Source organism: Streptomyces sp. NPDC045695, assembly GCF_056432025.1.
This window is the reverse complement of record NZ_JBWKJU010000004.1, coordinates 270925-283820: the sequence shown is the minus strand read 5'-3', so window position 1 is coordinate 283820 and position 12896 is coordinate 270925. Positions and strand designations below refer to the sequence as shown.

Sequence of the window (12896 nt, the reverse complement as noted above, 5' to 3'; positions counted from 1 at the left end):
GCCCAAGGGAGTCCCCCATGCCCATCGAACAGCGCGGAGTCGACACCATCCCCGAAGAGGAGCGGACGAGCGGTCCCCGCGACCTGATCTCGATCCTCCTCGGCTCCAACCTCTGCCTCGGCGTGATCGTCTTCGGCTGGCTGCCCCCGTCCTTCGGGCTGGGCCTGTGGCCCTCCCTCACCGCCATCGTCACCGGCACCCTCGTCGGGATCGCCTTCACCGCGCCGCTGGCGCTGGTGTCGCTGCGGACCGCCACCAACCTGTCCACCTCCAGCGGCGCTCAGTTCGGCGTCCGCGGCCGCCTCGTCGGCTCGGTGGTCGGCCTGCTGCTCTCGCTGGGCTACACGGCCCTGACCCTGTGGATCGGCGGCGACGTCATGGTCGGCGTCCTGTCCCGCTTCACCGGGCTGCCGGACACCGGCGTCTCGCGGGCCGTGATGTACGGCGTACTCGCCGCGTGCACCGTCGTCGGGGCCGTCTTCGGCTACCGGCTGCTGCTGCGCATGAGCAAGGTGCTCTCCGTCGGCATGGTGGCCCTGCTCGCCGTCGGCCTCTTCGCCTACTCCGGCGACTTCACCACCGCCGCCCCGCCGGACACCGCGTACCTGCTCGGCTCCTTCTGGCCGACCTGGCTGCTCGCGGCCGTCGCCGCGGGCCTGAGCGGCCCCGTCGCCTTCATCACCCTGCTCGGCGACTACACGCGCTACATCTCCCCCCGCAGGCACGGCTCCCGCAAGGTGCTGTGGGCCACCGGCTTCGGCCTGCTCATCGGCCTGCTGATCCCGCAGCTCTTCGGAACGTACACCGCGCTCGCCGCCAAGGCCGGCGCCGACTACGCCGGGCCGCTCGTCGAGGCCGCGCCCTTCTGGTACCTGGTTCCGCTGCTCGCCGCCGCCGCGGCCGGCTCGGTGGGCAACGCCGGGCTGATGCTCTACTCCATGGGCCTGGACCTGGACGCGATCGTCCCGCGGGCCACCCGCACCACGGCCACCCTCGTCGCCGCCGCCGTCGCCACCGCCTTCGTCTTCATCGGCTCCTTCGAGTGGGACGTGCAGTCCGCGATGACCTCGTTCGTGCTGCTGCTGACCGCCATCGGCACCCCGTGGGCCGTGATCACCCTCATCGGATACGTGCGCTGCCGCGGCCACTACGACGCCGACGCCCTCCAGGTCTTCAACCGCCGCTCGGTGGGCGGGGTCTACTGGTACCGCGGCGGCTGGAACCTCGCCGCCACCGCCTCCTGGGCGATCGGCGCCGGGATCGGCCTGCTCGCCGTGACCACCCCGTTCTACGAGGGCCCGCTGCTCGCCCTCACCGGCGGCGTGGACTGCTCCTTCGTCCTGTCCGGCCTGGCGGGCGGGCTGGTCTACCTGGCCCTCACGGCCCGTACCGCCCCGGCCCCCGTCCCGGTCGCCGCGCAGGACCCGCAGCCCTCGGCCGCGTCCGCCTGACCGGTCCGTACGCGAGAAGGGCCCGCCTCCCGATGGGGAGGCGGGCCCTTCTCGTCATCCGTCCTGCGCTAGGTGTCCTGCACTAGCTGTCCTGCGCTCAGCCGATCTGGTGCATCCAGCCGTGCTGGTCGGCGGAGTGGCCGGTCTGGAGCTCCAGGAGCGCCTTGCGCAGCCGCATGGTCACCTGGCCGGGCATGCCGTCGCCCTGGGTCCAGTTGGCACGCTCGGACTTGACCGAGCCGACCGGGGTGATCACGGCGGCGGTGCCGCAGGCGAAGACCTCGGTGAGGGTACCGTTCGCGTTGTCCCGCTCCCAGTCCTCGGTGGTGATCCGGCCCTCCTCGGCGGTGTAGCCGAGGTCGCGGGCGATGGTGAGGAGGGAGTCGCGGGTGATGCCGGGCAGGAGCGAGCCGGTGAGCTCCGGGGTGACGATGCGGTCGCCGTACACGAAGTACAGGTTCATGCCGCCCATCTCCTCGATCCAGCGGTGCTCGACGGCGTCGAGCCAGACCACCTGGTCGCAGCCGTGCGAGGCGGCCTGGGCCTGGGCGACGAGCGAAGCCGCGTAGTTGCCGCCGGTCTTGGCCGCACCGGTGCCGCCCTTGACGGCGCGCACGTACTCCTCGGAGAGCCAGACGGAGACGGGCTTGACGCCACCGGGGAAGTACGCGCCCGCGGGCGAGGCGATCACGATGAAGAGGAACTCGTTGGCGGGACGAACGCCGAGGCCGACCTCGGAGGCGAACATGAACGGCCGCAGGTACAAGGAGGCCTCGCCGGAGTCCGGCACCCAGGCGCGGTCCTGCTTGATGAGCGCGTCACAGGCCTCGATGAACAGCTCGGTCGGCAGTTCCGGCATCGCCATGCGGCGGGCGGAGGTCTGGAAGCGCTCGGCGTTGGCCTGCGGGCGGAAGGTGGCCACGGTGCCGTCGGGCTGGCGGTACGCCTTGAGGCCCTCGAAGATCGTCTGCGCGTAGTGCAGGGTCATGTTCGCGGGGTCCATCGACAGCGGCGCGTACGGGACCAGCTCGGCGTCGTGCCAGCCGCGGCCCTCCGTCCACTTGATCGTCACCATGTGGTCGGTGAAGTGGCGGCCGAAGCCGGGGCTGGCCAGGATCGCCTCGCGCTCCGCATCGGACAGCGGGTTCGAGGAGGGCTTGAGCTCGATCGTGGGCGTCGTCATGAGTGCTTGTCCTTCACCGGTTGTGTATGGCGGACCGCGCTCACGGCGTACTAGGACGTCCGAGCTTCCCCGCATTCCGCGGCCTCGCGTTCGATTATCGCCCGCGGGCAGGCTTCGGAGAAGCGGGGAGAGCGGCCCAGGGAGATGGTGGCACCCGGGGCCGCACAGGAGAAGCCGCCGGGTCCCATTGTGACCCGGCGGCTTCCTGAGGGTGGAGCTGCCGGGTCAGCCGGCTACGCGAGCGGCGAGCGCGTCACCGATCTCGTCGGTGGAGCGGAAGGTGCCGTCGCGCTCGGCCAGGTCGGCGCTGACCGCGTCCTCGATGCGGACCGCCTGGGCCTCGTAACCCAGGTGGCGCAGCAGGAGGGCGACGGAGAGGATCGTCGCCGTCGGGTCGGCCTTGCCGGTGCCGGCGATGTCCGGGGCCGAGCCGTGGACGGGCTCGAACATGGACGGGAACGTGCCGGTCGGGTTGATGTTCCCGGAGGCGGCCAGGCCGATTCCGCCGGTCACGGCGGCAGCCAGGTCGGTGAGGATGTCACCGAAGAGGTTGTCCGTCACGATGACGTCGAAGCGCTCGGGCTGCGTGACGAAGAAGATCGTCGCGGCGTCGACGTGCAGGTAGTCGGTGGTGACCTCGGGGTACTCCTGGCCGACCTTGTCGAAGATGCTCTTCCACATGTGGCCCGCGTACACGAGGACGTTGTTCTTGTGGACCAGCGTCAGCTTCTTGCGGGGGCGGGCGTTGGCCCGCTCGTACGCGTCACGGACCACGCGCTCCACGCCGTACGCGGTGTTGATGCTGACCTCGGTGGCCACCTCGGCGGGGGTGCCGGTGCGCAGGCTGCCGCCGTTGCCCGTGTACGGGCCCTCGGTGCCCTCGCGGACCACGACGAAGTCGATCTCCGGACGGCCGGCCAGCGGGGTGGCCGTGTTGGGGAACAGCTTCGACGGGCGCAGGTTGATGAAGTGGTCGAAGGCGAAGCGGAGTTTCAGCAGCAGGCCGCGCTCCAGCACGCCGGACGGGACCGAGGGATCGCCGATGGCGCCCAGCAGGATCGCGTCGTGGTGCTTGAGGGCTTCGAGCTCCGCGTCCGGGAGGGTCTCACCGGTGCGGTGCCAGCGCTGGGCGCCGAGATCGTAGGGCCTGGTCTCCAGCTTCACATCCTGGGGCAGGACCGCGGTAAGGACCTTGAGGCCCTGAGCCACGACTTCCTGGCCGATGCCATCACCGGGGATCACTGCGAGATTGATGCTGGTCGACATGGCGGAACCGTACTCCGTGTCCCAGCCCTCAGACATCCTGCGTCCACCATCTGGACGCAGAATGCCGGGCCGGCGCTGGTCGCTGTGCTGTCGCGGTGCTGGTCAGTGGCCGGTCGCCCCGCCGTTGTCACGGCGGTCCAGGGCCCGCTGGAGGGCTGCGGCGGCGTTCTTGCGGTCGGCGGCCGAGGCGGAGGTGTGACGGACGCGGCGGGGGGAGGTGACTGCGGTCATGGTGATCGACTCCTTGAGATCACGGCGTGGCGGGGCCACGGATGAGGGGTTCCTTCAAGGCGCCGGAAGAGGCGGGGAGCAGTGCGCCGCAGGGGTTGCCTGCCAGGGGCGCGCGCTCTCGACCGCCATTCGCCGGATCGGCGAGACGTTCGGCTCCTACAAAGCTAGGGCAGGTCCCGCTGTATGTCTCGGCGATTACTCGGACTTCCTACTATCTGAGACGCGCACCCCCTCGAAGAGCCCCGCCGAGAGCCTCCGTTTCAGCCCTTCCCTGAGCGGAGTTCCCTGATCAGAGCCCTCACGGCGAGGCTTTGGGCCAAGTCCGGCGTGGTGACGTATCCCACCTGCCTCACCGGCCCCCGGGGGCCCAGATCGGTGATGTCGACCGCCTCGGTCGCCTCCCTCAGGGACAGCTCGGGCATGATCGCCATGCCGAGTCCGCGGCCGACCATGGCCAGCACCATCGCGTCGTCCTCCGCCTTGACGGTCGCCCGCGGGATCCAGTCCTGGGCCCGCCACCAGGAGCGGGTGTAGGAGCCGCAGTTCTCGTCCCAGTCCATCAGGGGCAGCGCCCTCGGGTCGGGATGCCCGGCGGGGTGCACCAGGCGGTACGCCTCCTTCGTGAGCACCCCGCTCAGAAGGCCGGGCAGCGCCCCCTCGGCCGCGCCCAGCGTGGCGATGCCCAGATCGGCCCGGCCCGCCGCCACCTCCCCGGCCGCCCCGGCGCCGATCTCGCGCACCACCCGTATTTCGGGGCGGATGCCGGGGTGCCGGGCGGTGAGCCGCTCCAGGGCGGGCGGGAGCAGGTGCAGGGCCGCGCTGCGGAACGCGGCGATCCGCAGCACGCCCTCCACCACCTCCCGGCCGGGGTCCCCGCCCGGCGTCCGGGCCGCGCCCCGCACCTCCGCGCCCATGACCTCGTACAGGCGCAGGATCCGGCGGGCGTGGGCGACCGCCCGCTCCCCCGCCCGGGTGGGCCGGGCCCCGGTCCTGCCGCGCTCGAAGAGCACCGCGCCGAGCTTGGCCTCGCTGCCGCGCACCGAGTGCGAGACGGCCGACTGGGTGAGGCCGAGCCCGGCGGCCGCGGCGGAGAAGCCGCCGCTGTCGGCGACGGCGACCAGGATGCGCAGTTCCTGCGGGAGAAGATCGGACATCCGGGCCCCCACCTCGTTCTATGAGCGCCGCTCATGCCACCGCGGCTTCCATGAACCAAACCCCCTGCCCGGCCCGGAGATTCCTTCCTAGCGTCGGGGCCATGACCCAGAACACCGCTTACGCCGTCCACCAGAGCTCCCGCCCCGCCGGCCTGCCCTCCGCCACCGACTTCACCTACGTCGCCCACCCGGTCCCCGAACCGGCGCCGGGCACCGCCCTCGTGGCGAACCTGCTGCTCTCGGTGGACCCCTACCACCGGGGGATGATGGACGGCGGCGAGGGCGGCTTCGAGCTGAACGCCCCGCTGGAGGGCCGCTCGGTGGGCCGCGTCATCGCCTCCCGCGACCCGGGCCTGGCCGAGGGCGACCTGGTCTTCCACCGCGAGGGCTGGCGCACGCACGCGCTCGTCACCCTCGGCGTGGGCGGCACCCGCAAGCTGCGGGGCCACGAGGGCGTCCCCCTGGAGGCCTACCTCTCCGTCCTCGGCGGCACCGGCCTGACCGCGTACGCGGCCCTGACCCGGACGGCGGGGCTGCGGCCGGGCGAGGACCTCTACGTCTCCGCCGCCGCGGGCGGGGTCGGCACGGCCACCGGGCACATCGCCCGGCTGCTCGGCGCGCGCCGGATCATCGGCAGCGCGGGCTCGGCGGCCAAGGTCCGCCACCTCACCGAGGTGCTCGGCTTCGACGCGGCCTTCGACTACCACGACGGGCCGGTCGGCGAGCAGCTCGCGAAGGCGGCGCCCGAGGGCATCGACGTCTACGTGGACAACGTCGGCGGCGACCACCTGGAGGGGGCCATCGACGTGCTGCGCGAGTACGGGCGGATCGCCTGGGTCGGCGCCGTCTCCACCTACAACGGCGACCGCTCCCCCGCGGCGCCCCGCAACCTCTTCGAGGTCGTCCACAAGTCGCTGCGCCTGGAAGGGGTATTGGTTCGAAATCACACCAATCTGCAGGACGAATTGGAGGACTTCCTCGTCCCTCATCTGCGCAGTGGCCGGATCGGTACCGATACCACCGTTGTGCAGGGGTTCGACCGCACGGTGGACGCCTTCCTCGGCCTGTTCCGAGGAGAGAACCTGGGCAAGATGCTCGTGCGGATCGACGACTGACGCCGGCCCTCCGGAAGTTCACCGAACTCTTACCGCACGGATGTAGACCTTTGAGCCGGACACCGTCACTCTTGCCGTCAATGTGCCAGCGGGGCACGTGAGTTGGAGGTGAGGGGCCAGTGAAGCCGATCAGCCGCAGAGGTTTCGTGGGAATCGGCGCCGGGCTGGTGGCGGGGGCGGCCCTGCCCGCGGCCCAGCCGGCGACGGCGGCCGCGGCCGCCGCGACCGGCACCATCACCGACGTCAGGCACGTGGTGATCCTGATGCAGGAGAACCGCAGCTTCGACCACTACTTCGGCAGGCTGAAGGGCGTCCGCGGCTTCGGCGACCGCGCCGCCGGCAACATCCCGGGCGGCTGGGGCATGTTCAACCAGCCGAACTGGGGCGGCCGCCAGTACCCGTGGAAGCTCAGCGCCACCCCGCCGGCGGGCGGCGTGGACGGCGAGACCCTGGCCCAGTGCAACGGCGACCTCCCGCACAGCTGGACCTCGCAGCACGCGGCCTGGAACAAGGGCCGGATGGACAACTGGGTCACCGGAGTAGGCAACACCCGCACGCTCGGCTATCTGGACCGGGGCGACATCCCCTTCCACTACGGCCTCGCCGACCACTACACGATCTGCGACGCCTACTTCTGCTCCACCCTCAGCGCGACCGGCCCGAACCGCACCTTCCTGTGGAGCGGCAAGGTCGACGCCTCCAGCAAGGACGGCGGCGACGAGTCCGGGCTGACCTGGGAGACGTACGCGGAGGCCCTCCAGCGGGCGGGCATGAGCTGGAAGGTGTACCAGAACGCCCAGGACAACTACGGGGACAACGGTCTGGCCTACTTCAAGAAGTTCACGGACGCGGCCCCCGGCAGCCCGCTGTGGGACCGGGGCATGGGCTCGGTGCCCAAGGTCACCGGCTCCACCCCCGACGACATCGCGGCCGCCATCCGCGCCGACGTCCTCGCCGGCACCCTCCCCCAGGTGTCCTGGGTCGTGGCCAGCGAGGCCTTCTCCGAGCACCCCTACGCCCCGCCCGGTGACGGCGCGCACTTCGTGGACCTGGTGTACCGCGCGCTCGCCGCCGACCCCGAGGTCTTCGACTCCACGGTCCTCTTCCTCAACTACGACGAGAACGACGGCTTCTTCGACCACGTGCCGCCGCCGGTCGCCCCGCCCGGCACCCCGGGCGAGTACATCGACGCCACCCCGATCGGCCTCGGCTTCCGCGTGCCGATGCTGGTCCTGTCCCCGTGGACCCGAGGGGGCTGGGTGAGCTCGGAGATCTTCGACCACACCTCGGTGCTGCGGTTCATGGAGACGTGGACGGCCTCCCTCGGCACCCCCGCCACCTGCCCGAACATCAGCGCCTGGCGCCGCAGGGTGACCGGCGACCTCACCGGCGTCTTCGACTTCGCGCACCCGGTCTACGGGGTCCCCGCCGGCCTCCCGTCCACCGCCAAGGTGATCGGCCAGGCGACCTGCGGCCCGCTCCCCAACCCGGCGCCGCAGGACAACGCCCTCCCGGCGCAGGAGCCCGGCACCCGCCCGGCGCGCGCCCTTCCCTACCAGGTGAACGGCAACCTGGACCGTTTCGAGTTCGGGGCGGCCGGCAAGATCCTGGCCTGGTTCTCGATGACCAACCAGGGCGCCGAGGCGAAGCAGGCGGCGCACTTCTCGATCCACCCCCACCAGTACCGGGACACGGCGGCCTGGCAGTACACGGTCGACGCGGGCGCCTCGGCCTCCGACTACTTCAACATCGGCCTCGGCAGTGGCTCCGGCAAGTACGACATCTCGATGCACGGCCCGAACCGCTTCCTGCGGCGCTTCCTCGGTGACGCGACGAAGCCGGGCAAGTCCCTGGAGGTCGCGGCCCGCTTCGCGGTGGAGCCCGGCACCGGCAAGACGGCGATCTGGTTCAAGCTGACGAACGCCTCCGCCTCGCCCGTCACCTTCACGATCCGCTCGAACGCCTACCGCACGGACGGCCCGTGGACCTACACGGTCCCGGCGAACTCCTCGCGCGAGGACTACTTCAACGCCGTGGCCTACAGCAACGGCTGGTACGACTTCACGATCCTGGCCGACTCCGACGGCACCTGGTCGCGCCGCTACACGGGCCACATCGAGACGGGCGCCGCCAGCGTCTCGGGGTAGGTCCTGTCCCTTACAGCACGTCCCCGTCCCGCCAATCGAAGTCGAGCCGCCCGGCCGGGTCCAGCCGGATCCCGCCGGGCGGCACCCACACGTAGGTGGACCCCTCCTCCTCGGGGAGCGGGACGGGCCCGGCGGGCGAGAGCGCGCCGATCCGCCCTCCCCACACCCGCCACCCGCGGCCCCGGTACAGCGCGGCCCCGTCGTCGGACGCCGACAGCGCACCGAGCACGTACGCCCGGTCGAGGATCGCCTCCAGCCCGGCCATGACGAGCCCGCCGAGCCCCTGGCGCCGCCGGTCCTCCCGTACGGCCACGGCCTCCACGTAGCCGGTGCGCAGGGCCCGGCCCCCGTGGACGACCCTGCGCTGCACGAGGCTGCCGTGCGCGACGAGCTCCCCGTCCTCCCGGACCAGGACGTGCATCCCGCCCAGCGCGTGCTCGAAGTCCTCCTCGGCGAAGTCCCCGCCGAAGGCGGCGTCGAGCAGGCCGCGGATCTCGCGCAGCTCCTGCCCGGTCAGCTCCGCGGTGTGGGCGGTGCGGGCGGTGCGGATGCGCTCGTTCATGGCCCCGAACCTACCCCGGGCCCGCATTGCGGACGCCGAACCGCCCTCCACCGGCCGGAATCGTCCGACGGGGCTCTGGCGGTCTGGACCAATGCGTCGGCACAATCGCGCCATGTCGACCGATACCCCGCAGTGGACCCCGATCCACGGCCAGCCCTACCGTCCCGCCGCCTACCGGCCGCAGCGCATGCCGCGGCCCGAATCCCTCGCGCGCGCCGCCGAGTTGCGGGCGCGGATGGAGGAGCGGCGGACCGTACGCCACTTCTCCCCCGACCCCGTCCCCGAGCAGGTGGTCCGCGACGCCATCGCGTGCGCCGCGACCGCCCCCTCCGGCGCCCACCAGCAGCCCTGGACCTTCGTCCTGGTCAAGGATCCGGCCATCCGGCAGCAGATCCGCGCCGCCGCCGAACAGGAGGAGCAGATCTCCTACGACGGCCGCCTCGGCGACGAGTGGCTCGCTGCCCTGCGCCCCATCGGCACGGACGCGGTCAAGACCCACCTCACGGACGCCCCGGCCCTCATCGTGGTCTTCCAGCAGCGCTACTGGCTGGGCCCGGACGGCACCAAGCACAAGCACTACTACGTCGACGAGTCGGTCGGCATCGCGGTGGGCATGCTCCTGTCCGCGCTGCACCTGTCGGGCCTGGCCGCCCTGATCCACACCCCGAGCCCGATGCGCTTCCTCGGCCAGGTCCTGGGCCGCCCCGAGAACGAGAAGGCCTTCGCGGTGATCCCGGTCGGCTACCCGGCGGCCGACTGCGAGGTCCCCGACCTGGTCCGCAAATCCCTGGACCAGGTCATGGTCGAGATCTAGCCCTCCGGCCCGGTGGGCGGCACGGCCCCCTCGGCCCGCCGCCCGCCCAGCGCCCCGGCCAGCCGCAACCCGATGCGCACCCGGTCCCGGGCCGAGCAGCCCTCCATGGCCGCGCGGACCTGCCGCAGGATCAGCCAGTCCCGCACCACCTTGGTCACCCCGAGCACGGCCGCCGTGACGATCGCCGCAGTGAGCATCAGGCGTGCCTCCGTGCCGCGGCGGCCGGCGCGTAACAAGGTCCGCGCCGCAGGGTGACGAATGCTCCGCCCATCGCGATCTCACCGGGAAACCACGGCTGGTCCCGCAACCGCTCGGAGATCCGGCCGGGCCGCTGCGCGAGGCCGCTCCGGCGCAGCCGCCGCTCCAGTTCGTCCCGTTCCACGGCACAGCACCACTCGACGACCACGTCCCCGCCGCCGTGGGTGTAGACGTTCGCCGACCCGTGCGCGGCCCCGGCCTCGCCCAGCAGTCGTGGGCGCCTCAGGAGCCGGCTGTTCAGCCAGTCCTGGGCCGTGGCCGTTCCGGGATCGGCGGCCGCGCCGGCGCGCTCCTGCAGGTCGGCCGCCTCGGCGGGGTGCAGGCGGTGGCGGTTGCGCCGCCACAGCTGCGTCAGCCCGTCGCCGTGTTCCGGCAGCACCGGCCGCCAGTCGGGGTCGGGGTGCACCAGATGGACCGCGGCCCGGCCCCGCACGTGGGTCAGTGCCCAGCTCCGCCCCGTGGGGACGATGCGCAGCCCCGGCACCCCGCGCAGTCCGCCGTAGTGCTCGTCGACGCGCGGCAGCACCGTGGACAGGACCCGGTCCGCCATGGCCGGATGCAGCCCGAGCGACAGTCCGGTCCGGGCTGGCCGGGCGGAGGTGAAGCCGAAAAGGGCCCCGTCGCGGCGCTCGCTCTCACGGAGGCCGTCGGCGAGCTCGGCCACCAGAAGCGACTCGAAAAGACGCTGCGCGTCGTCCTCGGCGTCCGGGACGGGTTGGCGGTAGTCGATGAGCCCCGTTTCGGCCCAGCCGAGGCAGGTTCGGTGCGGCAGTCCCGTGGCTGCGCGACAGATGGTCGCGGCGCGGTGGTTGTTGTCTGTACGCCTGGACATACGTCTCCCCGGGCGCCGGTCCCGGTACGGGCGCGTAGAGGTTGCGTATCTCCCAGCAGTCTTCCCACCCCGTACGGGAACTCACAGAGCCCTTGGCTCCCCCGGGGCACCGGGCCCGGGTCGCGGAGCTGGTCGCCGTACACGACAACTGGTGGCAGGCTAGCAGGAGTTACCCGGCCTGGGAATGGAAACCGCCCCCGCTCCGGGCTTGGGGGTACCGGAACGGGGGCGGGGTTCAGCGGGGCTGGGGTCAGCCCATGTGGGGGTAGCCGTACTCGGTCGGCGCGACCAGGGTCTCCTTGATGGAGCGGGTCGAGGTCCAGCGCTGCAGGTTGGTCGCGGCGCCCGCCTTGTCGTTCGTGCCCGAGGCGCGGCCGCCGCCGAAGGGCTGCTGGCCCACCACGGCGCCGGTCGACTTGTCGTTGATGTAGAAGTTGCCCGCCGCGAAGCGGAGCTTCTCCATCGCGGCCGCGGCCGCGTACCGGTCCGCCGCGATGATGGAGCCGGTCAGGGCGTACGCCGAGACGGACTCCATCTGCTCCAGCATCGCGTCGAAGTCGGCGTCCTCGTAGACGTACACGGCGAGGACCGGGCCGAAGTACTCGGTCGTGAAGACCTCGTTCTCCGGGTCGGTGCACGCGATGACGGTCGGGCGGACGAAGTAGCCCTCCGAGTCGTCGTACGTGCCGCCCGCGATGATCTCGCAGGTCGGGTCGGCCTTGGCCCGGTCGATGGCGGCCTTGTTCTTGGCGAACGAGCGCTCGTCGATGACGGCGCCGATGAAGTTGCCCAGGTCGCGGACGTCACCCATGGTGATGCCGTCGACCTCGGCCGCGAAGGCCTCCTTGAAGCCGTCGTTCCAGATCGAGGCCGGGATGTAGGCGCGCGAGGACGCCGAGCACTTCTGGCCCTGGAACTCGAAGGAGCCGCGGGTCAGGGCGGTCTTCAGGATCGCGCGGTCCGCGGACGGGTGCGCGACGACGAAGTCCTTGCCGCCGGTCTCGCCGACCAGGCGCGGGTAGGACTTGTACTTCTCGATGTTGTTGCCGACCGTCTTCCACAGGTACTGGAAGGTCTTGGTCGAGCCGGTGAAGTGGATGCCGGCCAGCTCCGGGTGGTTCAGGGCCACCTCGGAGACGGCGATGCCGTCGCCCGTCACCAGGTTGATGACGCCCTTCGGCAGGCCGGCCTCCTCCAGGAGCTCCATCAGGAGGACCGCGGAGTGGGTCTGCGTCGGGGAGGGCTTCCACAGGACCACGTTGCCCATGAGGGCGGGGGCGGTCGGCAGGTTGCCGGCGATGGCCGTGAAGTTGAACGGCGTGATCGCGTAGACGAAGCCTTCGAGCGGGCGGTGGTCGCTGCGGTTCCACACGCCGGCGGAGTTCGCGACCGGCTGCTCGGCCAGGATCTGGCGGGCGAAGTGGACGTTGAAGCGCCAGAAGTCGACGAGCTCGCACGGGCAGTCGATCTCGGCCTGCTGCGCGGTCTTCGACTGGCCCAGCATGGTGGAGGCGGCGAGCTTCTCGCGCCACGGGCCGGACAGCAGCTCGGCGGCGCGCAGGATGATCGCGGCGCGGTCGTCGAAGGACATGGAGCGCCAGGCCGGGGCGGCGGCCAGGGCGGCGTCGATGGCCTCCTGGGCGTCGGCCTCGGTGGCGTTGGCGTAGGTGCCGAGCACCGACTTGTGGTCGTGCGGCTGGACCACGTCGAAGCGCTCGCCGCCGCCCATCCGCTTGACGCCGTTGATCGTCATCGGAAGGTCGATCGGGTTCTCGGACAGCTGCTTGAGCTGCGTTTCGAGACGCGCGCGCTCCGGGGTGCCGGGGGCGTACGAGTGGACCGGCTCGTTGACCGGAGCGGGGACCTGGGTCACAGCATCCATG

General features: G+C 71.7%; 12 protein-coding genes. 4 read left to right on the top strand and 8 right to left on the bottom strand.

The window, feature by feature from the left end; all coding sequences use genetic code 11:
• Positions 1-17: 17 nt before the first annotated feature.
• The gene (locus tag AC07DU_RS10180; RefSeq protein WP_479110634.1) at positions 18-1451 is read left to right on the top strand and encodes a cytosine permease; all 1434 of its coding nucleotides are present in this window, start codon (positions 18-20) and stop codon (positions 1449-1451) included.
• Between the two features lie 97 nt (positions 1452-1548).
• On the opposite strand, the gene AC07DU_RS10175 is transcribed toward AC07DU_RS10180, so the two are convergent.
• From AC07DU_RS10175 to AC07DU_RS10160, 4 genes are all read right to left on the bottom strand, one after another.
• Entirely contained in the window at positions 1549-2634 is a 1086-nt protein-coding gene (locus AC07DU_RS10175; RefSeq protein ID WP_360894666.1) for a branched-chain amino acid aminotransferase, read from the bottom strand.
• 225 nt (positions 2635-2859) lie between these two features.
• Entirely contained in the window at positions 2860-3900 is a 1041-nt protein-coding gene (locus tag AC07DU_RS10170; RefSeq protein ID WP_479110633.1) for a 3-isopropylmalate dehydrogenase, read from the bottom strand.
• A 102-nt stretch (positions 3901-4002) separates the two neighbouring features.
• Positions 4003-4131 carry a hypothetical protein gene (locus tag AC07DU_RS10165; RefSeq protein WP_360894672.1) on the bottom strand — a complete coding sequence of 43 codons (129 nt, stop codon included), beginning with the start codon at positions 4129-4131 and terminating at the stop codon, positions 4003-4005.
• Positions 4132-4391: 260 nt separating this feature from the next.
• Positions 4392-5285 carry a LysR family transcriptional regulator gene (locus AC07DU_RS10160; protein WP_479110632.1) on the bottom strand — a complete coding sequence of 298 codons (894 nt, stop codon included), beginning with the start codon at positions 5283-5285 and terminating at the stop codon, positions 4392-4394.
• A 101-nt stretch (positions 5286-5386) separates the two neighbouring features.
• Between AC07DU_RS10160 and AC07DU_RS10155 the strand changes: the two genes are divergently transcribed.
• Both AC07DU_RS10155 and AC07DU_RS10150 read left to right on the top strand, forming a co-directional pair.
• Positions 5387-6400 (top strand): NADP-dependent oxidoreductase, encoded by a 1014-nt coding sequence (locus tag AC07DU_RS10155; protein ID WP_453371695.1) that lies wholly within the window; start codon positions 5387-5389, stop codon positions 6398-6400.
• A 119-nt stretch (positions 6401-6519) separates the two neighbouring features.
• Entirely contained in the window at positions 6520-8547 is a 2028-nt protein-coding gene (locus AC07DU_RS10150) for a phosphocholine-specific phospholipase C (protein ID WP_479110631.1), read from the top strand.
• Between the two features lie 10 nt (positions 8548-8557).
• Here AC07DU_RS10150 and AC07DU_RS10145 read toward each other — a convergent pair whose 3' ends face one another.
• Positions 8558-9109: a GNAT family N-acetyltransferase gene (locus AC07DU_RS10145; protein ID WP_479110630.1), complete on the bottom strand. Its 552-nt coding sequence runs from the start codon at positions 9107-9109 to the stop codon at positions 8558-8560.
• A 112-nt stretch (positions 9110-9221) separates the two neighbouring features.
• On the opposite strand from AC07DU_RS10145, the gene AC07DU_RS10140 reads away from it, so the two are divergent.
• Positions 9222-9923 carry a nitroreductase family protein gene (locus AC07DU_RS10140; RefSeq protein ID WP_479110629.1) on the top strand — a complete coding sequence of 234 codons (702 nt, stop codon included), beginning with the start codon at positions 9222-9224 and terminating at the stop codon, positions 9921-9923.
• On the opposite strand, the gene AC07DU_RS10135 is transcribed toward AC07DU_RS10140, so the two are convergent.
• From AC07DU_RS10135 to pruA, 3 genes are all read right to left on the bottom strand, one after another.
• Complete coding sequence (locus AC07DU_RS10135) at positions 9920-10120, bottom strand: hypothetical protein (RefSeq protein WP_479030812.1); 201 nt, start codon at positions 10118-10120, stop codon at positions 9920-9922. The genes AC07DU_RS10140 and AC07DU_RS10135 overlap by 4 nt on opposite strands.
• On the bottom strand, positions 10120-11013 hold the full coding sequence (locus tag AC07DU_RS10130; protein WP_479110627.1) for a hypothetical protein: 894 nt from the start codon (positions 11011-11013) through the stop codon (positions 10120-10122). The genes AC07DU_RS10135 and AC07DU_RS10130 overlap by 1 nt, the downstream gene beginning before the upstream one ends.
• A gap of 250 nt (positions 11014-11263) precedes the next feature.
• Positions 11264-12895 carry an L-glutamate gamma-semialdehyde dehydrogenase gene (gene pruA, locus AC07DU_RS10125; RefSeq protein ID WP_360894695.1) on the bottom strand — a complete coding sequence of 544 codons (1632 nt, stop codon included), beginning with the start codon at positions 12893-12895 and terminating at the stop codon, positions 11264-11266.
• Position 12896: the final 1 nt, after the last annotated feature.

What these genes read in the sequence shown, in the direction of transcription:
- AC07DU_RS10155 (WP_453371695.1), top strand. Translation starts at nt 5,387, where the DNA reads ATGACCCAGAACACCGCTTACGCCGTCCACCAGAGCTCCCGCCCCGCC.
- AC07DU_RS10160 (WP_479110632.1), bottom strand. Translation starts at nt 5,285, where the DNA reads ATGTCCGATCTTCTCCCGCAGGAACTGCGCATCCTGGTCGCCGTCGCC.
- AC07DU_RS10175 (WP_360894666.1), bottom strand. Translation starts at nt 2,634, where the DNA reads ATGACGACGCCCACGATCGAGCTCAAGCCCTCCTCGAACCCGCTGTCC.
- AC07DU_RS10145 (WP_479110630.1), bottom strand. Translation starts at nt 9,109, where the DNA reads ATGAACGAGCGCATCCGCACCGCCCGCACCGCCCACACCGCGGAGCTG.
- AC07DU_RS10180 (WP_479110634.1), top strand. Translation starts at nt 18, where the DNA reads ATGCCCATCGAACAGCGCGGAGTCGACACCATCCCCGAAGAGGAGCGG.
- AC07DU_RS10135 (WP_479030812.1), bottom strand. Translation starts at nt 10,120, where the DNA reads ATGCTCACTGCGGCGATCGTCACGGCGGCCGTGCTCGGGGTGACCAAG.
- AC07DU_RS10170 (WP_479110633.1), bottom strand. Translation starts at nt 3,900, where the DNA reads ATGTCGACCAGCATCAATCTCGCAGTGATCCCCGGTGATGGCATCGGC.
- pruA (WP_360894695.1), bottom strand. Translation starts at nt 12,895, where the DNA reads ATGGATGCTGTGACCCAGGTCCCCGCTCCGGTCAACGAGCCGGTCCAC.
- AC07DU_RS10140 (WP_479110629.1), top strand. Translation starts at nt 9,222, where the DNA reads ATGTCGACCGATACCCCGCAGTGGACCCCGATCCACGGCCAGCCCTAC.
- AC07DU_RS10165 (WP_360894672.1), bottom strand. Translation starts at nt 4,131, where the DNA reads ATGACCGCAGTCACCTCCCCCCGCCGCGTCCGTCACACCTCCGCCTCG.
- AC07DU_RS10130 (WP_479110627.1), bottom strand. Translation starts at nt 11,013, where the DNA reads ATGTCCAGGCGTACAGACAACAACCACCGCGCCGCGACCATCTGTCGC.